The sequence below is a fragment of the Amycolatopsis sp. NPDC052450 genome, assembly GCF_044547565.1.
In the GTDB taxonomy this organism is placed as follows: domain Bacteria; phylum Actinomycetota; class Actinomycetes; order Mycobacteriales; family Pseudonocardiaceae; genus Amycolatopsis.
In genome coordinates, this window is record NZ_JBIUAQ010000005.1 from 300847 (window position 1) to 326835 (window position 25989).

Below are 25989 nucleotides of genomic sequence, written 5' to 3' on the forward strand. Positions count from 1 at the left end.
CGTGAGTGGTAAGTGTCGTTCTAACGACACTTACCACTCACGACCCCCGCGAGACCAGGCGCGAAACGGCCGGATATCGATACGGATTTACGGCGCGAACTTCCGGTGCTGGCTCAACTAGTCCTTGGGCTTGCGCCCCTTGGCCCGCACGGCGAGCAGGAACTGGCGGATCGCGTCCACCACCAGGATCGCGGCCAGCACGCCCAGCCCGATGGCGCCGGCGAGCGGGCCGCCGAAGTAGCGCTGCGATTCGAGCGTCGTCGTTTCGCCGTAGCTGATCACGACCGGGACGACACCGGCCTTCCAGCAAGCGAAAGCACCCCACACGGCGAACGCGGCGAGGATCAGTTCGACGGCTCCCACCACGGCGCGCAGGGGTTTGTGCAGCCGGGCGTTGCGCCGGGTGTCCTCCGGTGGCCACAGATCGGCGCCGGTCGGCTGGGGAAGGTCGATCACAGTGAGCAGCTTCTCATGACTCTGTGGTGCGGGCACGCACCAAATCCTGGAGAGCCTCGCGGAGGGCGTCCGGATCCTTGGCCCAGGCGCGGACGAAAACGCCGTCTTCGAGCTTCAAGCCGACTTCGCCGTGCTTCTTGGGGATCGTCCAGCCGCCGCCGAGGACCCGCGCCCCGACCGGGGCGTCGTCTTCGAGGACTTCGGCGATCCGGGCCGCCTCCAGGGTTTCCCTGCCCTGCCGGTAGCCGTCCGCGGTGACTTCGAGCGAGAGGAACCGGCGGCGCGCGTACACCCACGGCACGGTGATCGCCACCAGCCCCGCCGCGACCAGGATCCAGGCGAGCCAGTGGACGGGCCCGCCGGTCGCCAGTTCCGCGAGCAGCCCGGCGAGGGAGAACAGCGGCGCCCACAGCAACGCCGTCCAGCCGACGCCGGGTTCGGCGTAGAGGGCGGGCTCCGGCGTCATGGCAGCTTGCGCCCGACCTTCGGGTAGTAGTCGGCGACGCTGGGCAGGTACATCAGGATCAGCGCGATCACGGCGATCAGCGTGGCGATGACGACGAAAAGCGCGCCGCCGAGGACGAAGAGTCCGACGAGGGCGAGGAAAACCGCGAGGCCGGTCAGCACGGCCCTGGCCGAACGTGTTCCTTCGCGGGCCTTGTACGCGAAAATGGCGAAGAGCACGGCGAACGTGATCGCGCCGACGAACAGGTTCAGGATCAGCCCGTCGACGCCGTCGATGATCCGCGACGGGTCGACCCTCAGCGCGGGGTCAGGCTGCTCCGCGTTCTGCTTGAGGTACGTGTCGATCACCGTCTGCCTGCCGATCGCCAGATAGGCCGGCCCGGCGATCAGGGCGAGACCGGTCGCGATCCACAACCAGAACGAGAGGGCGACAGGCTTCGGCACGACGTGCTTCGGCTGCTCCTGACCAGGCAGGACCGGGTCAGGCGCGCGTCCCCGCTTGCGGCGCTCGTCGTCCGTTTCGCCGGCTTCGCTGTCGCTCACGCGAGGCAGCCTAGTCCAGCCAACCCGCGGCTTCGGCGGCCCAGTAGGTGAGGATCATGTCCGCACCCGCACGGCGGATCGAGGTCAGCACCTCGAGGATCGTGCGTTCGCGCTCCAGCCAGCCGTTCGCCGCGGCGGCCTCGACCATCGCGTACTCGCCCGAGATGTTGTACGCCGCCAGCGGAACCGGCGACGCCTCGGCGGCCGCCCTGATGACGTCCAAATAGGACAGCGCGGGTTTGACCATGATCATGTCGGCGCCCTCGGCGATGTCCAGCTCGATCTCGCGCAACGCTTCACGCACGTTGCCCGGATCCTGCTGGTACGTCTTCCGATCGCCCTTCAGCTGCGAGTCGACGGCCTCACGGAAGGGGCCGTAGAATGCGCTGGCGAACTTCGCCGAGTAGGCGAGGATGCCGGTGTCCGTGCGCCCGGCGCGGTCGAGCGCGGCACGGATGACGCCGACCTGGCCGTCCATCATGCCGCTGGGCCCGAGCAGATGCGCGCCCGCTTCCGCCTGCGCCAGCCCCATTTCCGCGTACAGGCGCAGGGTCGCGTCGTTGTCCACACCGCCGTCGGCGTCGAGGACGCCGCAGTGGCCATGGTCGGTGAACTCGTCGAGGCACGTGTCCGCCATCAGGACCGTCGCGTCACCGAGTTCGGCCTTCAGGTCACGCAGGGCGACGTTGAGGATGCCGTTCGGGTCGATCGCGCCGGATCCCTCGGCGTCCCGTGTCTTCGGGATGCCGAACAGCATCAGGCCGCCGACCCCGGCGTTGACCGCGTCGACGGCGGCTTTGCGCAGCGTGTCACGGGTGTGCTGGACGACCCCGGGCATGCTCGCGATCGGGCGGGGCGTGTCGATGCCCTCGGCCACGAACATCGGGAGGATCAGCTGGCGCGGCCGCAGCGTCGTCTCGCCCACCAGCCTGCGCATGGCCGGAGTGGTACGGAGCCTGCGGGGACGATGTTCGGGAAACACCCTTACGACGGTACTCCCGCACGCTCGAGACACGTCCGCAGCCTCGCTGGGCCGCACGGGCACACCTTTCCTAAGGAAGGGTAAAGAGTCATCTTTGTCCGATTCCTCTGCGGTGTGACCTGGGTTACCTTCCACGGCATGTCGAGTTCAACGGTGACCGACCAACTGGAAGAACCGCCCGTCGGCTGGCGCGCACGGCTGCGCCAGGTCGGGCCAGGGATCATGGCCGCGGCGACCGGGGTCGGCGCGGGCGACCTCGTCGCGACGATGGTGGCCGGATCGCGCTTCGGGTACACGCTGCTGTGGGCGGTACTCGTCGGCACGATCTTCAAACTCGCGCTGGCCGAAGCCGTCGGCCGCTGGCATCTGACGTCGGGCCGGACGATCCTGGCAGGCTGGCGGACGCTGGGCATGTGGGCGCTGATCTACTTCGGGATCTACGGGGTGATCTGGGGTTTCGTCTACGGCGCGACCGCGATGTCCGCGTCGGGCCTGCCGCTGAACGCGCTCTTCCCCGCGCTTTCGGTGCGGTACTGGGCGATGATCTGCGGCCTGCTCGGCTTCGCGCTGGTGTGGTTCGGGCGCTACGCGATCATCGAGAAACTGATGACGATCCTGGTCGGCGTCATGTTCGTGACCGTGGTCGGCACCGCGATCCTCGTCGTGCCGAACTTCGCCGAACTGTTCAAGGGCGCCGTCCCGACCCTGCCCGACGGCTCACTCGTCTACGTCCTCGGCCTGGTCGGCGGCGTCGGCGGCACGATCACCATGGCGGCGTACGGCTACTGGACGCTCGCGAAGGGCTGGCGTTCGGCGAAGTGGCTGCCGATGATGCGGACCGACAACGCCGTCGGCTACGTCATGACCGGCGTCTTCGTGATCGCGATGCTGATCGTCGGCGCGGAACTGCTGGTCGGCCAGAAGATCCTCTCGGGCGACAAGGGCTTGCTGTTCCTCGGCGACACCCTCGCCGCGGACTACGGGCAGTGGGCGCGGATCCCGTTCCTCATCGGTTTCTTCGCGGTCTCGTTCACGTCGGTGATCGGCGTCTGGCACGGCGTGAGCCTGCTCTTCGCGGACTGGTGGCGCATTCTGCGGCTGCCCGCGAACACGACGGAAAGCGTTGAGGCGTATGAGAAGAAGGCCGGAGAACGCAGCGTCGCGTACCGCGGATACGTGCTGTGGCTGACCTTCCCGCCGATGGCGTTGCTGTTCCTGGACCAGCCCTTCCAGCTCACCGTGATCTACGGCGTGCTGGGCGCGCTGTTCATGCCGTTCCTGGCGGCGACCTTGCTGGTGCTGCTGAACACCTCACGGGTGCCGCGGGAGGGACGATCGCGGTGGCTCTCGAACGGGCTGCTGGGCATCTGCCTGGCGATGTTCGCTTACCTGGCGTACACGGAGGTCGTGAAGTTCTTCAGCTGAGGTGACCGCCCGACCGCCGCAATTAGTCACCTAGTTGCGCCGCGCGACCTGCGCAAGTAGGTGACTAATTGCGCAGGGCACTGAAGTACATGAAGGCCCCCTTCCTTGCGCCTGGCGCAAGGAAGGGGGCCTTCATGTACTTCAACGAACGATCAGGAGCGGCGGGCCCGCTTCGCCTTGCGAGGCGGCGGGAGCGCACCTTCGGCGCGGAGCCGCGCGGCGTGCTCGGCGAGCGCGTCGACCAGGTGCGGGACGTCGGCCTTCTCGGGCTGGACGTCGACCCGCAGCCCGAACTCCACGGCGGTTTCCGCGGTCTTCGGGCCGATGCACGCGACCAGCGTGCGGGTGTGCGGCTTGCCGGCGATGCCGACGAGGTTCCGCACGGTCGAGGACGAGGTGAAGCAGACCGCGTCGAAACCGCCGGTCTTGATCATCTCGCGGGTCTCGGCCGGCGGCGGCGCGGCGCGCACCGTGCGGTACGCGGTCACGTCGTCGATCTCCCAGCCGCGTTCACGCAGGCCTGCCGACAGGGTTTCGGTGGCGATGTCCGCCCGCGGCAGCAGCACGCGGTCGACGGGGTCGAGGACGTCGTCGTACGGCGGGAACTCGGCGAGGAGGCCTTCCGAGGACTGCTCACCTTCCGGGATCAGCTCGGGGATGATGCCGAAGGAGCGGACCTTCGCGGCGGTCGATTCGCCGACGCAGGCGATCTTCACGCCGGAGAAGGCGCGGGCGTCGAGCCCGAACTCCTCGAACTTCTCCCACACCGCGCGGACGGCGTTGGTCGAGGTGAAGACGATCCACTGGTAGCGGCCGTCGACGAGACCCTTGACCGAACGCTCCATCTGAGCGGGGCTGCGCGGCGGCTCGACCGAGATGGTCGGGACCTCGTGCGAGGTGGCGCCGTGGCCGCGAAGCCGCTCCGCCATCTCACCGGCCTGCTCCTTGGTGCGCGGCACCAGGACCTTCCAGCCGTACAGCGCGCGCGACTCCCACCAAGACAGCTTCGAGCGCTGGCCGACGGCCTGGCCGATGGTCACGATGAGCGGGCCGACGAGCTCGCCCGCTTCGTTCGCGACGGTGGCCAGCGTGGTGTCGAGGGTGCGCTGGGTGTTGATGGTGCCGTTCGACGTAACGGCCACCGGGGTGGTCGGCGCCAGCCCGTGCTCGGTCAGCGCGGACGCGGCCTCGGCGAGGTGCGCCGACGTCGCGTGCAGCACGATCGGGCCGGGGGTGGCGGCCAGTGCGGCCCAGTCGACGTCACCGCGGACGTCGACCTCGGTGTGCGTCCCGCCGAGCGCGACACCGGCATACGCCGGGACGGCCGCGCCGGGCGAGACGCCGGGGATGATGTCGAAGACGGCGCTGGTCCGGGAAACGGCCTGCACCTCGGCGACGACGGCGGGCTGGGTCAGCGGGTCACCGGCGATCAGCCGGAGCACCAGCCGTCCGGCCTTGGCCTCGTTCACCAGGTCCTTGGCGACCTCGGTGGCCTCGCCGACGGCGGGGCGCACTTCGGCGCCCTCGGCGGCGAAGGCCAGAACGCCCGAAGGGACGTCCGGGTCGGTCACCACGACCTCGGCCTTGGCGAGCAGCTCCTGAGCGCGGACGGTCAGCAGACCGGCGTCACCGGGGCCCGAGCCCACGAAGGCGACTCGCCCGGTGGTCTTACGCGCGGGGGTCATCTGTGCGTTCTCCTCTTGAGCGGCCGCAGTCGAGCGCGGCCCTACCTTCAACGTTCTGACTCACTGGGCGGGACCGGACAGTGCGCCGGCCCCCAGGTCGAGCAGTTCGGCGGCCAGTGTCCGGCCGAGTTGTTCGGCTTGGTGCTTGTCGGCGAGCGCGGAAGCGCGCACCATGTCGACCGCGTCCCCGTCCTCTTCGACGGCGGCGGTGCCCCGCAGCGAGATCCGCTCGACGACCCGCCCTTCGGCGTCCAGGTCTTCGACGATCTCCGCCAGCGCTCCGACCGGTGCGCTGCACCCGGCTTCCAGCGCCGCGAGCAACGCCCGCTCGGCGGTCGCCACGGCGCGGGTGCCTTCATCGTCCACTGTGGACCCGAGCAGGTGCTCGATGTCCACGTCACCGGTCCGGCACTCCACCGCCAGCGCACCCTGCGCGGGGGCGGGCAGCATCTGGATCGGGTCGAGGGTCTCGGTGATCTCCTCCGCCCGGCCGATCCTGGCCAGTCCGGCACGCGCCAGGACGACGGCGTCGAGCTCTCCGTCGGTCACCTTGCGCATGCGGGTGTCGATATTGCCTCGGATCGGCACGATTTCCAAACCGAGACCGAGCGCGCGCAGTTGCGCGGTGCGCCGCGGCGAGCCGGTGCCGACGGTCGAACCCGGCGGCAGCTCGCCCAAAGTCAGCCCGTCACGGGCGATCAGCGCGTCACGCGGGTCCTCGCGAGGCGGCACGGCGGCGAGCGTGATGCCCGGCTCCGGCTTCGTCGGGAGGTCCTTGTACGAGTGCACGATGACGTCGACTTCCTCGCGCAGCAAGGCTTCGCGCAGCGCGGAAGTGAAGACACCGACCCCGATCGTCGGGATCGGCGCGGACGACTTGTCGCCGGGAGTCGTCACGGTGACTAGCTCGACCTCGGCGCCGGTGGCGCGCAGCGCGTCGGCGATGGTGCCGGTCTGCGCGAGGGCGAGTTTGCTGCCGCGCGTCCCGATCCGGATGACTCTGCTCACTGGATGATCACTCGTCTTTCGGCGTTGCAGTAGGACTCGCCACGGCGGCGGGCGCCTGCGGGTCGAGGCAGAACAGCTCACGCAGCGCGTTGGCGTAATCGGTGTCGGCCGTCTCGGCGGCCAGCTGCTTGACCCGCACAGTCGGCGCGTGAAGCAGCTTGTCGACCACGCGGCGGACCGTGCGGCCGACCTCCTCGCGGACCCCGGCTTCGAGGTCCGGCAGGCGGTTGTCCAGCCGCAGCAGTTCGGCGTCGACCACCTCGGCCGCCCGGCGCCGCAGCGCCGTCACGGTCGGGGTGACCTCGGCGCTGCGCTGTCCGGCGAGGTACTCGCGCACCTCGTCGAGCACGATGCCGGTGGCCTTCGCGGTCTGCCGTTCGGTGGTCGGGGTGCCCGCTTCACGCATGCGGCGCTGGATGGTCTCGAGGTCGACCACGGTGACGTCGGCCAGCTCGGCGACCTCGTGCTCGACGTCACGCGGGAGGCCGAGGTCGCAGACGACCAGCGGTCGCCCGGCGCGGGCGGGCACGTGCGCGGTGGTGAACACCGCGGCCTGCGCGCCGGTGCAGCAGACGACGACGTCCGCCTCGGCGACCGCGTCCGCGATCCCGCTCATCTGGACGGCCTTCGCGGGCACTCCCTGCTCGACGCTCGCGGCGGCGAGACGGGCGGCCCGTGCTTCGGTGCGGTTGGCGATGGTGATCTCGCCGATCCCGGTCTTACGCAGGTGGGAGGCGGTCAGCGCGCCCATCGAACCGGCGCCGATGATCAGCGCGTGCTTGCCGGCGATGTCCCCGGCCGCGGCCAGCGCCTCGGAGACGACCGACGCGCCCAGCTGATCCAGGCCCGTTTCACTGTGCACACGTTTGCCGACGCGCAGCGTGGTCTGGATCAGTTCGTGCAGCGTGCGGCCGACGGTGCCCGCCTCACGCGCGGTGGCGTAGGAGGACCGGATCTGGCCGAGGATCTGCGTCTCGCCGACGACCATCGAGTCCAGGCCGGAGGTGACCGAGAACAGGTGCTCGATCGCGGCGCCCGCGTAGTGCACGTACAGCGAGTCGTAGAGGTCCGCGGGCTGCATCCCGGCCTGGCGGGCGAGCACGTCGGAAACGTCGTTCAGACCGCCGTGGAAGGTCTCGACGACCGCGTAGACCTCGATGCGGTTGCAGGTCGAGACGAGGATCGCCTCGCTGACGTGTTCGGCCTGCTGCAGTTCGTGGAGCACCTTGGTCACGTCGGTCGCGGGGACCGCGACCCGCTCCAGGGTGTTCAGCTCGGCACTGCGGTGCGAGAGCCCGACCGCCAACACGCTCATTTCAGCGCACCACCATTCCGTTGCCGTGGCCGTTCACGCTGCCATTCTCGGCGCTTCCGGGGCCACCGTCTCCTCCGCCGTTGCCGTTGGCGGCCAGATCCGCGCGGCGAGCGACGTGGAACGACAGGATCTGCAGTTCGACCGCGAGATCCACCTTGCGCACCTCGATATGTGCCGGAACCTGCAGCACCACCGGGGCGAAATTCAGGATGCACTGCACGCCACCTGCGACAAGGCGGTCGCAGACCGACTGCGCGGCGGTGGGCGGAGTGGCGATGACGCCGATGGAGATCTGCCGTTCGGCGCAGACTTTGGGGATCTCGTCGAGATGCGAGACCGGGAGGCCGCCGACCGGCACGCCGACCAGATCCGGGTCGAGGTCGAACAGCGCCTCGACCGGGAAACCGCGGCCGGGGAACCCGCCGTAGTTGGCCAGCGCGTGCCCGAGGTTACCGATGCCGACCACGGCGACCTTGTGCTTGCGGGTCAGGCCGAGGATCCGCTCGATCTGGCTGACCAGCACCTGCACGTCATAGCCGACGCCGCGGGTGCCGTACGAACCCAGGTACGACAGGTCCTTGCGCAGTTTCGCGGAGTTGACGCCCGCGGCCTGCGAGAGTTCCTCGCTGGAGATCGTCGTCGCGCCCTGCTCGGCCAATCCGGAGAGGACACGGAGGTAGACGGCGAGGCGGGCGACGGCGGCCTCGGGGATCGACTTCGCGCGAACGGCTTCCGGTTCGGCGGCGGCCTCGACGGCGGGCATCTCCGCGGTGGGCGCGTTGTCGGCGTCCGGTGTCACCCGGGTGCGCCGGCCTCGTTGCGACACCACGCTTGTCCGCTCCTCTGGTCCTGCTGACGACATGAATCGCCTGAACCTGGAAACCGGCTCTTGACCCGCCGCGCTGAGTCCGGTTCGATGCCGGGCGCTTTCGGAGGCGACGTATCTACGGTAGCCACTTGTGAACGCAGGCACAAAGTCACAGGTGAACGCTGTGTTGAGGGTCTCTACCGCGCGTTGACCGTCACCGTGTGCCAGCCGGTGGCGCCGTCGGGGACGGTTCCGGCACGCTCTTGCGTCTGGGTGCGGCCCGCCTGATCGGTGGCTCGGACGGCGATCTCGTGCTGACCGGCGGGGACCTGGACCTCGGTCCACCACATCCGCCAGGTGTCCTTCGACGTCTCGGCCGACAGGACGGCCTCCTGCCACGGCCCCTGGTCGACCCGGACCTCGACCTTCGCGACGCCGGTGTGCTGCGCCCACGCGATCCCGGACACCACGACCTTGCCCGCGTTCACCGCCGAGCCGGGCGCGTCGATCCGCGACTGCGTCTTCACCGGCGCTTCCCTGGCCCAGCCTCGGCCGAGCCAGTACGCCTGCCGCTCCTCCCAGGTGGTGATCTCCAGCTCGGTCACCCATTTCGTGGCGGACACGTAGCCGTACAGCCCGGGGATCACGATCCGCGCGGGGAAGCCGTGCTCGATCGGGAGCGGTTCGCCGTCCATGCCGAGGGCGAGCATCGCGCCGCGTCGCGGGTCGAGGGCGGCTTCGATCGGGGTTCCGCAGGTCCAGCCGTCGACGCTGGTCGCGAACAGTTGCTCGGCGCCGGGTTTGACACCCGCTTCGTTCAGCAGGTCGCGCAGGTCGATGCCGATCCAGCGGGCGTTGGAGATGTACGGGCCGCCGACCTCGTTGGAGACGCAGCAGAGGGTGACGTCGCGTTCGATCAGCGGCCGCGAGCGGAGGTCTTCATACCTATAGGTGACTTCGCGATCGACCATCCCGCGGATCTGCAGGCTCCAGTCCTCGGTGCGGACCTGCGGGACGACCAGCGCCGTGTCGATCCGATAGAAATCCTTCGAAGGAGTGAGGTACGGCGGGGTGCCGAGTTTCGCGAAGTCCGCGTCGGGCGGGATCGGCGGCGCCGTCCTCGTCGCGACGAGCCTGCCGACGGCGGCACGCGACTCCTCGGCGTTCTTCCTGGTCCCGACGAGCTGGCCGGTCAGCGCGGCGACACCGGCACCTGCCGCGACGGAAACGCCGGTGATCAGCACCTTCCGCCGGTCCGGGCCCTCGCCTTCACGATCGTCGAAGAACACCTTCGGGCGGAAGAACGAGTGCAGCCGGGTGAACACGACGAGCGCGACGACGGTGGCGATCACCGGCGCCAGCAGCGCGATCTGCCCGAGGTCGGTGCGCACGAAGACGGCGGCGACGCCCGCCGCGCCGAGCAAGCCGACGAGCACCTGGCCCGGCAGCGGGTTGCGGCGCGAGAGCTGCCCGGCGAGCAGCGCGAACAGCACCAGTACCAGGGCAAGGCCGATCTTGAGGACGGGCTTGTCCCAGGTCTCCAGCGTCTGCTCGGCCCAGGCGACCACCGCGTGCGGGCTGTGGTCGATGACGAAGTTCGCCACCGCGACGAACGGCGAAGCCGTGTACCCGACGAAACCCGCGACGAGGTGCCCCACGCCGAGGGCGGCCGCCAGTGACAGGAGCCCGGTCAGTGCGGCTTGCGGGAAGCTGAGCCTGCGTTCGTCGTGCACGACTCCATCTTCGGAGCGAAAGGGCCTTCAGGCCGGCCGATGGCCCTTACGAGTGTGTTACGCCAGCGCCTTCCGGAGCCTGTCCTCTTCGACGCGCCAATAGCCGTGCTCGGCGTCGTCGACCAGGATCACCGGCACGCGGTCGCCGTATTCGGCACGCCATTCGGGGTCGCTGTCGACATCCTCGGCCGACCAGGCGACGCCCAGTTCGCCGCAGATCCGCTCGATGTCCTGTTCCGCTACCTCGCACAGGTGGCAACCCGTACGGGTCATGACGGTCACGTGGTGGGCCATGCGGTCAATCCTTACCTGAGGCGCATGCGGCGGAGCTTCCCGGTGGCCGAATGAGGCAGCGACTCGGCGAACTCGACGGTGTGCGGCACCTTGTACCCGGCCAGGTGTTCCGCGCAGTGCTCGACGACCTGCTGCTCCGAAAGCGAAGCGCCGGGCGCGGGGACGACGACGGCCTTCACCGCTTCGCCGGTCCTCTCGTCGACGACGCCGACGACACCCGCCTCGACGACCTCGTCCAGCATCGAGATCACGTTCTCGACCTCGTGCGGGAAGACGTTGAAGCCGTTGACGATGATCAGGTCGTTGGCGCGGTCCACCAGGTGCAGGTCGCCGTCGGTGTCGAGGTAGCCGACGTCGCCGGTGCGGAACCAGCCGTCCTCGTCGGGACCGTGCGAGCCGTCGGGCCAGTAGCCGGAGAACAGGTTCGCGCCGCGGATCGACACCAGGCCGGTGCCGCCGTCCTCGTCGAAGGCGTCGCCGAGGTCGTCCGGGTCCAGCGGGACGGGTTCCGCGTCGCCGTCGCTGTCGACCAGCCGGAGCTCGACGCCGGGCAGCGGCCGTCCGACCGAACCCGGCTTCGGGTAGCCGGTGACCAGCGTCGTGGTGACCACGGGCGCGCACTCGGTGAGGCCGTAGCCCTCGTAGACGTCGAGTCCGGTGGCACCGCGGAGCGCGGTGAGGATCTTGGGGTGCAGCGGCGCCGCGCCCGACGTCATCCGCCGGACGGTGGAAAGGCCCCGCCCGAGTTCCTCTGGGTCCATCGCGGCGAACTCGGCGTACATCGCGGGTACGCCGGCGATCGAGGTCACCCGGTACTCGGCGCAGTCGGCGAGCGTCCGCTCGGCGAGAAAACGTTCGGAGAGGATCGCCGTCGCGCCGACCGCGGTGGTCTGCAGCAGGCCCGGGCCCAGGCCGTAGACGTGGAACAACGGGATGGTGATGAGCACGCGATCGCCGTGCACGAGCGGGGTGGGGACGATCCGGTTCAGCTGGTCGAGGTTCGCCAGCAGCGCCCGGTGCGACAGCATCACGCCGCGCGGTGGACCGGTCGTGCCGGAAGTGTACGAAATGACCGCGATGTCCTCACCGGATCCGGCCGCGTCGACCGGTTCGGCTGCTCCATCCGAGGTAACAGGCGGTGAGAGGCTTGTCACTCCGCCGGGGAGTTCCTCAGTGACTTCGCGTTCGAGGACGAGCCGCGCGCCGCTGTGCTCCAGCAGCCCGTTCAGCTCCGCCGCCGGGGCCTGCGGCGAGATCGGGACGACCACCGCGCCCGCCCGGAGCGCCCCGAACAGCGAGACGGCGAACGCGGCCGACGTCGGCAGCCGCAACGCCACTCGGTCGCCACGCTCGATTCCCGCGTCGAGCAGGGCGCGGGCCAGCGCGTGGGCGGCGTTGTCGAGTTGCGCCCACGTCAGCGCGACCCCACCCCCGGTCTCCTGGACGGCCGCCTTGCCGGGCCACTGGCGGGCGGCCTCGACGAGCAAGGTGGGCACGCTTCCTTCGGCAACCTGCTCCGCGCTCAACTGCGAACCTCTTCCCTCGGATCGACGGCGTTGTCAGTTTGTCATCTCGGCCACCGTCATGGGGGTCACTCGGTTTCGTCGCAGTTCCGTAACCCCGGCACCGCTACCTACTTCGCGGTAACTACACGTATGCTGCTGGACGTCGTCGAGTGGTGTTGATCACTCGATGGTGAGAAAGGGAGTCCGGACGTGCAGATCTTGCAGGCCCACGCGGCGGTGGGACATGCGGGCCGGTACTCCCTGTCCGGAACGGGAGGTGCACCGTGACCCTTCCCGCGCCGAACCCCGTCTCCATGCTGGCGGGCCACATCCTCCGCCGGAGTGGTTTCCCCGCGGCGCCGCCGGCCCGGCCGAAGGTCGGCGACACCTCCGAGAGCGACGCCGCCGCCGAAGCCGCGAAGGCCGAAGCCTGGGAGCTGGTCAGCGCCGCACAGGACGGCGACACCTCCGCTTTCGGACGGCTCTACGACCGCTACGTCGACGTCGTCTACCGCTACGTCCTGTTCCGCCTCGGCGACCGGGACCTCGCCGAGGACGTCACCAGCGAGACGTTCCTCCGCGCCCTGCGCCGCATCACCTCGGTGAGCTACCAGGGGCGTGACGTCGGCGCCTGGTTCGTCACGATCGCGCGCAACATCATCCTCGACCACGTGAAGTCGAGCCGGTTCCGCCTCGAGGTCGTCACCGACGAGGTCGCCGAGCCGAACGGGGCACCGATCGGGAACGTCGGCGTGCAGGCCGTCGCCGGGCCCGAACAGCAGGCCATCAGCCGCGCCACCCGCGCCGAACTGCTGCGTTGCGTCGCCGAACTCGGCGAAGACCAGCGCGAGTGCATCGTGCTGCGGTTCATGCAGGGGCTCTCGGTCGCCGAGACCGCGGCGATCATGAAGCGCAACGAAGGCGCCATCAAGGCCCTTCAGCACCGCGCGGTACGCCGTTTGGCACAACTTCTGCCCACTGGATTGCGTTAAAGTCCCATATTTGTCCCTCACCGGGCCTTGCCGTAACCCTTGGGCGTCCCCGCTCGTTTTCTCAGCCAGACCGGTGTCAGGACCGGGCTGAGCAGATGGAGACTTCGCCGTGGGCGTGCCGGGATGGTTCGCGCGGGAGCGGGCGGACGGTGACCGCTTCGCCGACCTTGTCGACGGCACCGCGTCCCCGGAGGACGACGAGTTCGCCCGCGAACTCGCCCTCGTCGGCGGCTTGCGCGAACTGGGCGCCGGCGGCGCTCCCGACGCCGAGACACGGCAACGGATCCGCGACGAGATCGCCGGACGGCTCGCCGAAGCCGAAGCCGCGCCCAAGCGCCGCGGTCACGCCGTCGCCAACCTCGCCGCGGCCGCCGTCGCGCTCGTGCTGGCGCTGGGCGGCGTCACGCTGCTGCTGTCCAAGGACGCGTTGCCGGGCGATCCGCTCTACGGCATCAAACGAACGGGTGAATCGGCCGCGCTCGGGCTCACCTTCGACGAGCAGGACAAGGCGAAGAAGCACCTGGAGTTCGCCGCGAACCGCGTCGGCGAACTCGCCGAGCTGACCCGGCAGGACGCCCCCACCGGTGCGTATTTCACCGGCCTCGCCGATTTCGAGACGGATCTGCGGGCCGGGGTCTCGCGGCTGACGGCGATCGTCACCGACCAGGGTGGCCAGACGCGATTGACCGAACTCCGCTCCTGGGCGCAGCAGCAGTCCGACCGGCTCGGTGTCCAGGTCGGGCAGGCACCCGCCGAAGCGCGCGACAAGTTCGCCGCGGCCCGCAGCCTGCTCGACAAGGTCCAGGAGCGCACGACGGATCTCGGTTCGCGGCTGGTCTGCTACACGATCACCACGGGCTCTTCCGACGAATTGGGCGTGGTCCCGGCCGCCGGTGACTGCGTCCGCGATCCCGATTCCCCCGACGCGGCCGTGCCGCCGGTGTCGTCTCCCCCGCCGTCGTCCGCGCCGACCGGTTCGCCTTCGCCGACGTCGGTGCCGCCGGCCTCTTCCGTCGTGGACACCGCCGCCCCGACCGGACCGCTCGCGCCACCCACCGGAGGCACGCCGCCGCCCGTGGTGCCCACCCCCGGCCCGACGAACCTGCCGCCCCTGCCGACGCCGACCGCCACCCCGAAGCCGCCGCTGATTTCGATTCCGCCGCTCATCCCGGGGTTACCGCCGATAATCATCGGCTGACGCTCTGTCGACGAGGGAGGCGCCACACCTGGTACGAGCCGGTCGAGCGCTCGCTACGCTGTGCGTAGGCACCTGGGATTCCGGAGGCGGTGTGCGTGTCAGTTTGGCGGGGCAGGGACAAGAGTCAAGAGCTCGAACGGCTGGCCGAGCTCGCGGGCGAGGCGTCGGCCGAGGCCGCCATGGCGACCGCGTCCGCCGAAGCCCTCGAACCGCCCGCGCCGCCCGCTCCGCCGGACCTGACGGCGGCCGCGTTCTTCGACGTCGACAACACCATGATGATGGGCGCGTCGATCTTCTACTTCGCCCGCGGACTGGCCGCGCGCAAGTTCTTCACCTCCGCCGATCTGGCCGGATTCGTCTGGCAGCAGGTGAAATTCCGGCTCGGCGGCCGTGAGAACAAAGAGGACATCAAAACCCACCGCGAGCGCGCACTGTCCTTTGTGGCCGGTCGCACCGTGCAGGAACTGACCGACATCAGCGAAGAGATCTACGACGAGCTGATGGCGGACAAGATCTGGTCCGGCACCCGGGCGCTCGCGCAGATGCACCTCGACGCCGGGCAGCGCGTCTGGCTCGTCACCGCGACCCCGATCGAACTCGCGGCCATCATCTCGCGGCGCCTCGGCCTCACCGGCGCGCTGGGCACCGTCGCGGAGACCAAGGACGGCGTCTACACCGGCCGCCTCGTCGGCGACCTGCTGCACGGCCGCGCGAAAGCCCACGCCGTCCGGGCGCTGGCGTCACGCGAAGGGCTGAATCTCAAGCGCTGCACGGCGTATTCGGACTCGCAGAACGACGTCCCCATGCTGTCGGTCGTCGGGACCGCGGTCGCGGTGAACCCCGACGGCGGTCTCCGCGACGTCGCGCGGGCGCGCGGCTGGGAGATCCGCGACTTCCGGACCGGCCGGAAGGCCGCGAAGATCGGCGTGCCTTCGGTGCTCGGCGTCGGCGCCGTGGCCGGCGCCGTCGCGGCCGGCATGGCTTACCGGCGCCGCTGACCCGACACCCCTCCGCAATTAGTCACCTACTTGCGCCGATCACGCACGCAAGTAGGTGACTAATTGCGGAGGGCGCTAACCCTTGAAGACGCTCCGCCGCTGCGAAAGGCGTTTGTAGAGCGACTGCTGAATCGACTCCCGGACCTGGTCGGTCAGCGTGAAGACCAGCATCGGGTCGTCGACGGCGTCCGCGTCGTAGGTGTCGGTGCGGATGGGCTCGCCGAACTCGATGCTCCACTTCGTCGGCAGCGGGATCGCGCCGAGCGGGCCGAGCAGCGGGAAGAACGGCGTCACCGGGAAGTACGGCAGGCCGAGCACCCGCGCGAGCAGCTTGATCTCGCCGACCTTCGGGTAGATCTCCTCCGCGCCGATGACCGACACGGGGATGATCGGCACCCCGGTCCGCAGCGCGGCGGACACGAAACCACCACGGCCGAACCGCTGCAGTTTGTACCGCGACGAGAACGGTTTCCCGATCCCCTTGAACCCTTCCGGCCAGACGCCGACGAGTTCTCCCTTGCGCAGCAGGCGTTCCGCGTCCGCGTTGCAGGCGAGCGTCTGCCCGGACTTGCGGGCGAACGAGCCGATCAGCGGCATCTGGAACACCAGATCCGCGCCGAGGCCGCGCAGATGCCTGCCGCCGGGGACGTGGTCGTGCACGGCGACGGCGGTCATCAGCGCGTCGAGCGGCAACGTGCCGGAGTGGTTCGACACCAGCAGCGCGCCGCCGTCGGCCGGCAGGTTCTCGACGCCGAAGGTGTCGACCCGGAACCACTTCTCGTACAGCGCGCGCAGCGGCGGCAACAGCAGGGTTTCGGTGAGCTCGGCGTCGAAGCCGAACTCGTCGACGGTGTAGTCGCCGGTCAGCCGGTCCCGCAGGAACCCCAGTGCCGTCCTGAGCGAGGCCGGGAGGAGGTCCGCGTCGGCCGGGCTGGTCCGGGCGGGCGAGACCCGCGCCGTCCCGGGGAACTCGACGACGGGCGCGTCCGCCCGGCGTTCCTGCCGCAGATGCTCTTGTGCCTCTTCGGACTCGCGAAGATCCCGGTCCGCTTGGACGGCCGGGTCCGGCTTCTCTCTGCCGGGGCCGTGCAACGGGATGACCTGCGCTTCAGCGCCGCTCACGTTTTCCGCCTCGCCTTCGTGAGAGTTTTCGGGGTCGTTCTCGTGCGGCCTGCTCATCGGTGCGTCGCCTGTCCGGTCGCCGCGGCCACCAGCACCTTGCCCGCGAGCCCGGCGAGCTTGCCGCCGTCCACCACGGGCCGGAGCCCGCGGCCGGTGATGTAGTCGTCGAACGCTTCCCGCGTCGTCCAGCGCGGGGTGTAGCCGAAGTCCTTCTTGAGTTTCGTGATGTCCACGACGCGACCGAAGTTCAGCAGCCGCACCTGGTCGGCGGAGAAGTCGACCACTCTGGCGCCGCGCAGCACCTTGCCGACCGACGGCACGACACCGCTGGGCATCGGCAGCTCGAGCCGCCCGGCCCGCCGGATCGCCTGGGAAAGGGTGAGCACGCCTTCCGAGCCGACGTTGAACACGCCGGGTTCGTCGTTCAGCGTCGCCTGTTCGAACACGGCCAGCGCGTCGGAGGCGTGGAGCAGCTGGATCCGCGCGTCGTAGCCGAAGACGGTCGGGACCACCGGCAGCGCGAAGTAGCGCGAGAGCACGGTGTCGATCTCGGGGCTGATGATGTTGGCGAACCGGAGCAACGTCGTCGTGATGTCGGGACGACGGCGCATGAGCCCGCGGACGTACCCCTCCATCTCGACGGCGTCCTTCGCGTAGCCGCTGGCGGAGGTGGGGATGAGCTCGGAATCCTCGGTGAAGACCGCCTGGGAGCGCGCTCCGGCGCCGTACACCGCGGCCGTCGACTTCACCACGAGCTTGCGCACGAGCGGCGAGCGCTGGCAGGCCGCCAGCAGCCGCATCGTGCCGATGACGTTGACCTCTTTGATCGCCGTGCGGCGAGCGGGGCCCGCCGGATGCGCGGTGCACGAGGCGTGCACCACGGTGTCGACCTTGGCCGTGCTGATCACCTTGGCGATCAGCGGGTTGCGGATGTCGGCACGCACGTATTCGGCGTGGCCCATCCGTTGCAGGACCGACTTCTGCGGAGGCGTGGTGTCGACGCCGATCACCCGCTCGAACTCCGGATTGTTGCCGAGTCTGGCGAGCAGCTTCCCGCCAAGGTCTCCCCCGACCCCGGTCACGAGCACGATGTTCGACGGCATAGGACTCCCTGCGGCGTTGGGGCGGTTCTCGGACTTCGATCACGGGGTCCTGATGACCTTGAGCGCCGGTCGAGCCACCGAGTGTGCGCGTACCTGCACTCATGGGAAGCATCGCGCGGCTGCCCTTGAGATGTTACCGCTCATTAGGGGTAGTCGGCCCAGCGCTTACATGCTATTAACCAGCCGCTCGCAGAGGGGATGCACGTCTCACTCGAATGGGCGGAAACCGCCCACCGAATGGGAATGGCCCGTCCAGAAACTGGACGGGCCATTCACCGGCTGTGTCTTACTTGCCGGCCTTCCTACGCTGAACGCGCGTCCGGCGCAGCAACTTGCGGTGCTTCTTCTTCGACATGCGCTTACGGCGCTTCTTGATCACAGAGCCCATCGTGAGCGCTCCTTCCTTCGTCGTCGGTCACGCTGCCCGGCGCAGCGTCCAACGGGTGGAGCGCACAGGCACGAGCGGTCTTCCAGGGTACTCGCGCCCCGGAAGACGCCCTCGGGCGGGCACGTTGTGCTCCGCGAAGCGGGCCTCAGCCCACGTCGAAGTACGCGCCTTGGAGATATTCGTGAACAGCCTTTTCGGGGACTCTGAACGACTTCCCGACGCGCACCGCGGGCAACTCGCCCGAGTGAACGAGGCGGTAGACGGTCATCTTGGAGACCCGCATCAGCGTGGCCACCTCGGCGACCGTCAGGAACTGGACCTGACCTACTGAGGGCAGGTCATCCTTCTTGTTCTGCGGCATGATTCACCGTGTCCTTCGACACGTGTCGCGCCACGAGGCTTCCCCACCTGTGGTATCGACACGCACGTGCTCTCCTGAGAGTAGCGGGACACGTGTGGCTAAAGCGACGCGAGTCACCGAGATGGGCCCGTACGACTACGCATTTCGTCCTCTCGATGCGGTAGTCAGACGGCGAACTACCGCGTCCAGAGGACGAAACGCGGTGAGCCGGCGCAAGTAGGTGACTAATTGCGGGGGTCGTGGGCGGCGCCCAGCTCGGTCGAGCGGTCCTTCGCGGCCTCGATGGCGGCCAGGAGCGCGGCGCGAACGCCGTGTTTCTCCAGCTCGCGGATGGCGTTGATGGTCGTCCCGGCGGGCGAGGTGACGGCTTCACGCAGCAGCACCGGGTGTTCGTCGGACTCGGCGAGCATCTTCGCCGCCCCGACCGCCGACTGGATGATCAGCTGCCCGGCGAGCGCTCGGGGAAGCCCGAGCAGGATCCCGGCGTCGATCATGGCCTCGACCAGGTAGAAGAAGTACGCGGGCCCGGATCCGGACAGCGCCGTGACGGCGTCCTGCTGCGACTCCGGCACCTCGACGACCTGCCCGACGTGCGAAAGTAGGTCCTTCACCACCGCGATGTGCTCGGCGGTCGCGTGCGCGCCCGCGGAGACCGCGCTCATCGCCTCTCCGACGAGCATCGGGGTGTTCGGCATGACCCGCACCACCGGGACGCCCTCGGCCAGCCTGCGCTCGTACAGGGCGGTCGGCAGGCCCGCGCACAGCGAGACCACCAGCGACTCCTTGCCGAGCAGCGGCGCGAGCTCGTCCAGCACCGGTTCGATGTCCTGCGGTTTGACCGCGACGACCAGCACGTCGGCCCGGCGCGCGGCGTCCGCGACGGTGACCCCGTGCACGCCGTGGCGTTCGGTCAGCTCGGCCGCGCGCGCCGGATAGCGTTCGGTGAACAGCAGGTCGGCGGGGCTGTGCCCGCCGTGCAGCAGGCCGGAGAGCAGGGCCTCCCCGATCTTCCCGGCACCCAGAACCGCGATCACAGTCATGCGCTTCAGCGTGCCAAACCGCCGTCAGCCGCCGGGCGCCGGGGCGAGCGCCAGCTGCCGCGCCTGACAGACCAGCCTGCCCTGCGAGTCCACCACGCGGGCGTCCGAGTCGAACCATGCCTCGTGCACCGACTGGCTCTCGACGATCACCCGCAGCCAGCCCGGCGCCGGCCGGGTGCGCAGCAACGCGGTCAGCTGCACGGTCGGCGCCCAGCCGACCCGGCCGAGGTTGTAGACCACCGGCGGGTTCACGTCGCTCGCGAGCAGCGCGAAATACGGGTCCGGGAGCCCGTGCCGCGGCCGGACCCACAGCCGGATCTTCGGCGGGTCCCCGATCCGGCCGTGCAGGTAGCCGACACTCGCCGGATCGAGCCGGACCTCGCAGCCCTTCGCGAGGTTGAACAGGCCTTCGGACGTCTCGCCGGTCATGGGCACGGCGCCGGGCGGCGGCTCCACGGGCATGGCCGGGACGTCGGTCCACTCCGGCCGCCGCATCGGCAGGCGACCGGTGGTCACCCTGGCCTCGACGCAGCTGCGGCCCCGCTGCTCCAGCGTGACCGCGACGACCGAGGCGCGCCTACCGACCTTCCGGACGTCCATGCGCAGCAGCACCGGCCCCACCGCCGGCGGATGCAGGAATTCCGCGCTGATCGCCAGCGGCTCGGACGGCGGTTCGCCGCGTTCGTGAAGGAACGTGAGAGCGGCCCTGGCCATCAGGGCCATCAGGAAGCCGCCGTGGGGGTGTCCACCGATCGACCATTCGGTACGGAGTACCGCCGTGAAAGTGCCGTCACCCAGTGATCTCGTCGCGCACGCCGCGTCGAAGGAGGTGCTCGTTTCGTCGGCCGCGCTCACCGAGCACTGACCCAGGCCACGAGCCGATCCATCGGGGTGCGGGAGATCAACAAGCGCAGCTGGTTCACGGTCGGAACTTTACGTGTACCAGCGCCTCGGGCGCAGGGAGGAATGATTCTCCGCACCTGGAGACGATCTTTGTCACTGGCCGAGGTGGAGCCTCGCGAACAAGAGTGACTCCGCGAGGTCTCGCGAGCGCCGCGCCGCGCTCGGCGACCGGCGGGTGTTGATCTCCAGCACGATCTGTCCGGAGAAATCGCTGTTCACGAGCTTTTCGAGGAGTTCGGCGCAGGGCTCGATCCCGCGTCCGGGCACCAGATGTTCGTCCTTCGGGAGTCCCGTGCCGTCCGCCAGATGGACGTGCGCGAGCCCGGAACCCATCCGATCGGCGAGGGCGAGGGCGTCCATCCCGGCTGCCGCTGTATGGGACAGGTCGAGCGTGTAGTGGCGAAACCCTACGTCCGTAGGGTCGATCGAGGGCCGGAACGCCGAGACACGGGACGTCCGCGAGCCGCCGGGCGGGCGGACCTTGAACATGTTCTCGACCGCGATCTCGATCCCGCTGGCGTCTTCGAGCTCGTCGACGAGGTCGCCGAACGCGTCGCCGTAGCGGCGCTGCCACCGGAACGGCGGATGCACCACGACCGTGCGCGCGCCCAGTTCCTGTGCCGCGTCCACGGACATCCGCAGGCGCACCTCGGGATCCGGCGACCACACGCGCTGGGTGATCAGCAGCGACGGCGAGTGGATCGACAGCACCGGCACCCCGGTGCGGCGCGACCACCGGCGCAGCGCGGAGATGTCCTGGCTGACCGGGTCGGCCCAGACCATCACCTCGACGCCGTCGTAGCCGAGGTCGGCGGCCAGTTCGAAGGCGGTGCCCGCCCGCAACGGCCAGACGGACGCCGTCGAAAGGCCTACCGGAACCTGCTGAGCCATTCCGGCATTCTTCCCGAGGCCGCTAGCGCGCGACCAACAGGAGTGCGGCCGGTGAGACCGTCACCACCAGCCCGACCAGCACCGCGAGCACCAGGGTCTGGAGATCCTCGGCCTTGCGGATCTTCCGGACGATCCACACCAGCGCGACGATCACCAGCAGCGCGGCGACCAGCGCGGCGGCGGGGATGTTGACCCACAGCCAGTTGAAGCCCAGCCAGACACCGGCGCCGCCGACCACGCCGAGGGCGAGCTGACCGGCCAGCGCCAGCCACTGCTTCCCCGGCGAGACCTTCTCGGCGGGTGCCGCGGGCTCGTCGGCCTCGACGACATCCTCGGCCCGGTCGTCTTCGTAGTCGTCCTCGTACTCGTCGGCGCGGTAGCCGTAGTCGTCGCGGCCGAAGTCGGGGCCGCCGTCCGGGTACGCCGGGTCGGCGAACTCGCGCTCGTAGTCGTCGAGGTCGTCCTGCCGCTCGCGGTCGTCGAGCGAATGCGGCGGCACGAACGGCATCGGCGCGGGATGGGGCTGGTGGGTAGAAGCCATGGTGGGCGGGCCCGCGTCGAACGGGTCCGGTTCGGGGCCGGTGTCCGGTTCGACGGGCGCGACCGGGGGCGGCACCGGCGGAATTCCGCCGATCTCGGTGTCCTCGGACTGCACCTTCTGCCTGCGTTTACGCCATCCGGCGAGCCCGGCGGGCGGCGACGGCGGTGCGACGGGCGCGGACGCTTCAGGTTCGGGCGACGGCTCGTCGCCGACCGCGGCGAACTGCTCGGTGCTCGGCTCGGCCTTGGGCTGGGCGGGACGGGCAGGCGGACGACGGCGGCGCGCCGGCTGCGCGGGCGGCGTCGCGAAGCCACCGCTGGCCATCGGACCCGGCTGGTCCTGCACGTCTTCGGGCGGGGCATCGGAGCCACCGGGGCCACCGAGGCCTCCGTCGAGTCTCGCCGACAACCCTGAGGACGGAGGCCCGGCGGGCGGCTCGGGGCGACGGCGGACCGGCGGCACCGCGCCGCGGGTCTCCTCCGGGCCCGCCGGGCGGGGCCTGCCACGCGGGGGCAGGCCCTCGGAGTCCGGCGGACGCTGGTAGCCGGACTGCTCCTGCGGCGGAACCGGCCGTACGAACTGACCCGATTGCTGCGGCGGGCGCTGCTGGTAACCGCTCTGCTCCTGCGGCGGGGTGGGCCGCACGAACTGACCGGATTGCTGCGGCGGCTGCGGCGGGCGCTGCTGATAGCCGCTCTGCTCCTGCGGCGGGCGCACCGGCGGCGTCTGCCGGGTCGGGGTGGACGCGACGTCCGGCGGCACCGGCAGCGGCGCGGAGTCCTGCTGCGGCTGCGGGAGCGGACGTGAGCCGGAGTCCTGCTGCGGCTGCGGAAGCGGACGCGCGCCCGAGTCCTGCGGGCGCGAGCGGCGCGGCGGACGGTTGAGCGGCGGCGGGGTGTCGCCGGACACCCTGTCGATGATCGCCTGCGGCGCGGTGTCGCTCACCGACGGCGTGCGCCTGCCGCGAGTGGGCTCGGGAGCCTCGTCCTCGTCGTCGGCCGCGCGGCGTCGCCTGCGGCGCCCGCCTTCCGGCTGGGCTCCATGCTGCGCGAGCAGCTCCGCCACGGTCTTCTGTGGCCGGCCGCTCTCTGTCTCGTCCGTCATACCGTGCTGTCCAATGCGCGCTCCGGCCGTTGTGAACCGGCACGCGACGGAGCATCGGCGGCGGCGCGCGCGCTATCCACCGTCATCCGCATTTCCGTCACCTCTTCACCGTGCCCGTTCTCCGTCGACTAAGTCCAGTCGGGCGCTGCCGCCCACAGTCTCGTCCGCACCGTTCGAATGGTCCAGCCGTCGAAGGATGACACCTTCTCGCAGCGCCCACGGACAGATCTCCAGTTCTTCCAGGGAAAGCGCCCGCATGGTGGCTTGCGCGACGAGCGCTCCGGCCACCAGCTGATGCGACCTGCCCGCGCTGACGCCCTCGAGTTGTGCCAGGTCATGGGCGGTCATCCGGGAGATGAACGCGATGAGCTGGCGCAACGCGGTGTCGGTCAGGGTACGGCGCACATGCGGTCCGCCCGCCGACGGCGCCGCTCCGGTCAGCCTGGCGAGCGACCGGAACGTCTTCGACGTCGCCACGACACGATCGGGTTCACCCAATTTGGCGACCTTCTTCGCGAGCGGGGCGAGTTGTTCTTCGAGCCACGCCGAAGTCGCGATGAGCTCCGAGCGGGTCGGCGGGTCGTGCTGGAACCGCGTCCGGGTGGTCCGGCCGGCGCCGAGTGGCAGCGACTCCGCCAGATCAGGCTCCTCGTCGCGGCCCATCGCGATCTCCAGCGAGCCGCCGCCGATGTCGAGCACGAGCAGTTTTCCCGCCGACCAGCCGAACCAGCGGCGGACGGCGAGGAAGGTGAGGCGGGATTCGTCGATCCCGGAAAGCACCTTCAGTTCGACGCCGGTCTGTTCCTGGACCTTCGCCAGCACCTTCGGGGCGTTCTTGGCTTCGCGGACCGCGGAGGTCGCGAACGCCATGACCTCTTCGCAGCCGAGCCGGGCCGCGGCCGCCTTCGCCGATTCGACCGCCCGAACGAGGCTGTCCGCACCCGCGCGGCTCAGGTCGCCGTTGCGGGTGATCTGCTCGGCGAGCCGGAGGACGGCCTTTTCGGAATGCATCGGGGTCGGGTGGGCGCCACGGTGGGCGTCGACCACGAGTAGATGGACGGTGTTGGAACCGACGTCGAGTACCCCTAGGCGCACGAGCGTCTACGGTACCCGCCCCCACGTCAGGTCACGAAACCGTAACCGTGATCTGTATCGCAGGAGGCGGGTACCGGCCTGTCACGTCTCGAACTTGTAGCCCAGGCCACGCACCGTGACCAGGTGCCGGGGCGATCCCGGGTCCGGTTCGATCTTCGACCGCAGCCGCTTCACGTGGACGTCGAGCGTCTTGGTGTCGCCGACGTAGTCCGCGCCCCACACCCGGTCGATCAGCTGCCCGCGGGTGAGCACGCGGCCCACGTTGCGCAGCAGGTACTCGAGCAGGTCGAACTCCTTCAGCGGCAAGGAGACCTCCTCGCCGTCGACGGTCACGACGTGCCGTTCGACGTCCATGCGCACCGGCCCGGCGGCCAGCACGAGCGGTGCCAGGTCGCCTTCGGAGCCCGGCTCGCCGCCGCGTCGCAGCACCGCGCGGACCCGCGCGATGAGCTCACGGGCCGAGTACGGCTTGGTGACGTAGTCGTCGGCGCCGAGTTCCAGCCCGACGACCTTGTCGATCTCGCTGTCGCGTGCGGTCACCATGATCACCGGCACCGCGGAACGCTGCCTGAGCTGCTTGCAGACGTCGGTGCCGCTCATGCCCGGGAGCATGAGGTCGAGTAGGACGATGTCGGCGCCGTTCCGGTCGAACTCCTCGAGCGCCTGCTGCCCCGTCACGGCGACGGCGGCGGTGAAGCCCTCTTTGCGGAGCAAGAACGCGAGCGGATCGGCGAACGACTCTTCGTCCTCGACGATGAGAACCCTCGTCACAGGTTTCCTCCATGGTCGGGGCTTTCTTGCCCTGTTGCCACGAGACGGGGTGTCCGCTCGGGGGTCTTCTCCGGCCGGGATGCCGGCGGAGCCTGCTTCACGGCCGCGGCCGGTTCGGCGGGGATGTGCGCGGGGATCCGCAGGGTGAAGGTCGATCCGGTGCCGGGACGGCTCCAGAGTCCGACCGAACCGCCGTGGTTGGCGGCCACGTGCTTCACGATCGCCAGGCCCAGCCCGGTGCCGCCGGTCGCCCGCGACCGCGCCTTGTCCGCGCGGTAGAACCGCTCGAAGACACGCTGCTGCTCGTCCTCGGCGATGCCGATGCCGCGGTCGGTGACCGCGATCTCGACCTTGCCGTCGACCAGCCGCCTGCTGATCGACACCGGGCTGCCCGGCTGCGAGTACGCGACGGCGTTCTCCAGCAGGTTCGACAGCGCGGTCACCATCAGCGTCCGGTCGCCCTCGATGAGCAGCCCGCTGGCCGCGTCGGTGGTGATGGTGATCTCGGCGGATTCCGCCGAAAGCGTCGTCCGGCCGAGTGCCTCGCGGACCACGGCGTCGACCTCGACCACGTTCAGATCGGGCAGCCGCTCGGCGCCCTGCAGCCGCGACAGCGCGATCAGCTCGGTGACGAGCTGGCCGAGCCGCGTCGATTCGCGGAGGATCTTGCCGCCGAAGCGGCGGACCTCCTCGGTGTCTTCCGCGGCGTCGAGGATGGCCTCGGTGAGCAGCGCGATCGCGCCCACCGGCGTCTTCAGTTCATGGCTGACGTTCGCGACGAAGTCACGCCGGACGGCTTCGAGGCGGGCCGCCTCGGAGTGATCGACGGCCTCGACCACGGTGAACCCGTCGCCGAGCGGGCGGACCTCGCCGAGGACGGCCTCGGGCTGACGGCCCCTCGCCTCCAGCGGCGAAAGGTCGATCTCCATCGGCTCGTCGGTCTCGACCACCTGCTCGGCGGCCTTGCGGGCCCGCGGATCGGCCTGGTTGACCTTCACCAGCCCGAGCTCGTAGGCACGGGGGTTGTGCAGCACCATGTCGCCGAACTTGTTGAGCACGACGACGCCGTTGTTGCTGGACCGCACGAGGCGTTCGAGCAGCTCGGCCACGGTGGGCCCGGCCGGTCGCCGTTCCTCGCGACGGGTGCGGCTCCTCGCGATCAGGAAACCGAAAACCACACCGACGATCAGTCCGCCGACGGCCAGGGCGAGTGCAACAGGCGTGGTCACAGGGGAATCGTAAGCGCGTGGGTAGTCTTTTGGC

At 69.9% G+C, this 25989-nt stretch carries 26 protein-coding genes; 4 read left to right on the plus strand and 22 right to left on the minus strand.

Annotated elements, in window-relative coordinates:
* Positions 1–117: 117 nt before the first annotated feature.
* Genes ACIHAO_RS12185 through hemB form a run of 4 tightly spaced genes read right to left on the minus strand, consistent with a single transcriptional unit; the run spans position 118 to position 2446 of the window.
* Positions 118–492, minus strand: coding sequence for a hypothetical protein (locus ACIHAO_RS12185; protein ID WP_396557105.1), 375 nt, complete (start codon positions 490–492; stop codon positions 118–120).
* Entirely contained in the window at positions 470–922 is a 453-nt protein-coding gene (locus ACIHAO_RS12190; RefSeq protein ID WP_396557107.1) for a hypothetical protein, read from the minus strand. The genes ACIHAO_RS12185 and ACIHAO_RS12190 overlap by 23 nt, the downstream gene beginning before the upstream one ends.
* Positions 919–1464 (minus strand): hypothetical protein, encoded by a 546-nt coding sequence (locus tag ACIHAO_RS12195; protein ID WP_396557109.1) that lies wholly within the window; start codon positions 1462–1464, stop codon positions 919–921. Before ACIHAO_RS12195 ends, ACIHAO_RS12190 begins: the two co-directional genes overlap by 4 nt.
* Before the next feature lie 10 nt (positions 1465–1474).
* Complete coding sequence (gene hemB, locus ACIHAO_RS12200; protein ID WP_125788680.1) at positions 1475–2446, minus strand: porphobilinogen synthase; 972 nt, start codon at positions 2444–2446, stop codon at positions 1475–1477.
* 138 nt (positions 2447–2584) lie between these two features.
* On the opposite strand from hemB, the gene ACIHAO_RS12205 reads away from it, so the two are divergent.
* Positions 2585–3871, plus strand: coding sequence for an Nramp family divalent metal transporter (locus ACIHAO_RS12205; protein ID WP_396557111.1), 1287 nt, complete (start codon positions 2585–2587; stop codon positions 3869–3871).
* 152 nt (positions 3872–4023) lie between these two features.
* Here ACIHAO_RS12205 and ACIHAO_RS12210 read toward each other — a convergent pair whose 3' ends face one another.
* The 7 genes from ACIHAO_RS12210 to ACIHAO_RS12240 all read right to left on the minus strand — a co-directional run bounded on the left by ACIHAO_RS12210 (position 4024) and on the right by ACIHAO_RS12240 (position 12210).
* Complete coding sequence (locus ACIHAO_RS12210; protein ID WP_038520123.1) at positions 4024–5556, minus strand: bifunctional uroporphyrinogen-III C-methyltransferase/uroporphyrinogen-III synthase; 1533 nt, start codon at positions 5554–5556, stop codon at positions 4024–4026.
* A 60-nt stretch (positions 5557–5616) separates the two neighbouring features.
* Positions 5617–6564, minus strand: coding sequence for a hydroxymethylbilane synthase (gene hemC, locus ACIHAO_RS12215; RefSeq protein WP_396557113.1), 948 nt, complete (start codon positions 6562–6564; stop codon positions 5617–5619).
* A gap of 7 nt (positions 6565–6571) precedes the next feature.
* Positions 6572–7879: a glutamyl-tRNA reductase gene (locus ACIHAO_RS12220; RefSeq protein ID WP_396557115.1), complete on the minus strand. Its 1308-nt coding sequence runs from the start codon at positions 7877–7879 to the stop codon at positions 6572–6574.
* A gap of 1 nt (position 7880) precedes the next feature.
* On the minus strand, positions 7881–8708 hold the full coding sequence (locus tag ACIHAO_RS12225) for a redox-sensing transcriptional repressor Rex (RefSeq protein WP_396557117.1): 828 nt from the start codon (positions 8706–8708) through the stop codon (positions 7881–7883).
* Between the two features lie 176 nt (positions 8709–8884).
* Entirely contained in the window at positions 8885–10420 is a 1536-nt protein-coding gene (locus tag ACIHAO_RS12230; protein WP_396557119.1) for a molybdopterin-dependent oxidoreductase, read from the minus strand.
* A gap of 57 nt (positions 10421–10477) precedes the next feature.
* Complete coding sequence (locus ACIHAO_RS12235) at positions 10478–10714, minus strand: glutaredoxin family protein (protein WP_037332991.1); 237 nt, start codon at positions 10712–10714, stop codon at positions 10478–10480.
* An 11-nt stretch (positions 10715–10725) separates the two neighbouring features.
* Complete coding sequence (locus ACIHAO_RS12240; protein WP_396557121.1) at positions 10726–12210, minus strand: AMP-binding protein; 1485 nt, start codon at positions 12208–12210, stop codon at positions 10726–10728.
* 293 nt (positions 12211–12503) lie between these two features.
* On the opposite strand from ACIHAO_RS12240, the gene ACIHAO_RS12245 reads away from it, so the two are divergent.
* The 3 genes from ACIHAO_RS12245 (at position 12504) to ACIHAO_RS12255 (ending at position 15407) form a co-directional block, all read left to right on the plus strand.
* Positions 12504–13211 (plus strand): sigma-70 family RNA polymerase sigma factor, encoded by a 708-nt coding sequence (locus tag ACIHAO_RS12245; protein ID WP_396557123.1) that lies wholly within the window; start codon positions 12504–12506, stop codon positions 13209–13211.
* 109 nt (positions 13212–13320) lie between these two features.
* On the plus strand, positions 13321–14409 hold the full coding sequence (locus ACIHAO_RS12250) for a DUF5667 domain-containing protein (protein WP_396557125.1): 1089 nt from the start codon (positions 13321–13323) through the stop codon (positions 14407–14409).
* Positions 14410–14504: 95 nt separating this feature from the next.
* A complete protein-coding gene (locus ACIHAO_RS12255) occupies positions 14505–15407 on the plus strand; it encodes an HAD family phosphatase (protein WP_037308177.1) in 903 nt (300 codons plus the stop codon).
* Between the two features lie 75 nt (positions 15408–15482).
* On the opposite strand, the gene ACIHAO_RS12260 is transcribed toward ACIHAO_RS12255, so the two are convergent.
* From ACIHAO_RS12260 to ACIHAO_RS12310, 11 genes are all read right to left on the minus strand, one after another.
* On the minus strand, positions 15483–16586 hold the full coding sequence (locus ACIHAO_RS12260) for a lysophospholipid acyltransferase family protein (protein WP_396557128.1): 1104 nt from the start codon (positions 16584–16586) through the stop codon (positions 15483–15485).
* A complete protein-coding gene (locus ACIHAO_RS12265; protein ID WP_396557130.1) occupies positions 16583–17632 on the minus strand; it encodes an NAD-dependent epimerase/dehydratase family protein in 1050 nt (349 codons plus the stop codon). The genes ACIHAO_RS12260 and ACIHAO_RS12265 overlap by 4 nt, the downstream gene beginning before the upstream one ends.
* A 286-nt stretch (positions 17633–17918) precedes the next feature.
* Entirely contained in the window at positions 17919–18020 is a 102-nt protein-coding gene (locus tag ACIHAO_RS12270) for a 30S ribosomal protein bS22 (RefSeq protein ID WP_007030867.1), read from the minus strand.
* A 145-nt stretch (positions 18021–18165) separates the two neighbouring features.
* Positions 18166–18381, minus strand: a complete 216-nt coding sequence (locus tag ACIHAO_RS12275) for a helix-turn-helix domain-containing protein (protein ID WP_125790228.1) — start codon at positions 18379–18381, stop codon at positions 18166–18168.
* A 224-nt stretch (positions 18382–18605) separates the two neighbouring features.
* Positions 18606–19421 (minus strand): pyrroline-5-carboxylate reductase, encoded by an 816-nt coding sequence (gene proC / locus ACIHAO_RS12280; RefSeq protein ID WP_396557133.1) that lies wholly within the window; start codon positions 19419–19421, stop codon positions 18606–18608.
* 24 nt (positions 19422–19445) lie between these two features.
* Entirely contained in the window at positions 19446–20276 is an 831-nt protein-coding gene (locus tag ACIHAO_RS12285; protein WP_396557135.1) for a thioesterase family protein, read from the minus strand.
* Between the two features lie 141 nt (positions 20277–20417).
* Positions 20418–21215, minus strand: a complete 798-nt coding sequence (locus ACIHAO_RS12290; protein WP_125788667.1) for a sugar phosphate isomerase/epimerase — start codon at positions 21213–21215, stop codon at positions 20418–20420.
* A 22-nt stretch (positions 21216–21237) separates the two neighbouring features.
* Positions 21238–22860, minus strand: a complete 1623-nt coding sequence (locus tag ACIHAO_RS12295) for a hypothetical protein (protein WP_396557137.1) — start codon at positions 22858–22860, stop codon at positions 21238–21240.
* A gap of 105 nt (positions 22861–22965) precedes the next feature.
* Entirely contained in the window at positions 22966–23955 is a 990-nt protein-coding gene (locus tag ACIHAO_RS12300; protein WP_125790233.1) for a Ppx/GppA phosphatase family protein, read from the minus strand.
* An 81-nt stretch (positions 23956–24036) separates the two neighbouring features.
* Positions 24037–24726 (minus strand): response regulator transcription factor, encoded by a 690-nt coding sequence (locus ACIHAO_RS12305; protein ID WP_125788664.1) that lies wholly within the window; start codon positions 24724–24726, stop codon positions 24037–24039.
* Complete coding sequence (locus ACIHAO_RS12310) at positions 24723–25955, minus strand: sensor histidine kinase (RefSeq protein WP_396557140.1); 1233 nt, start codon at positions 25953–25955, stop codon at positions 24723–24725. Before ACIHAO_RS12310 ends, ACIHAO_RS12305 begins: the two co-directional genes overlap by 4 nt.
* Positions 25956–25989: the final 34 nt, after the last annotated feature.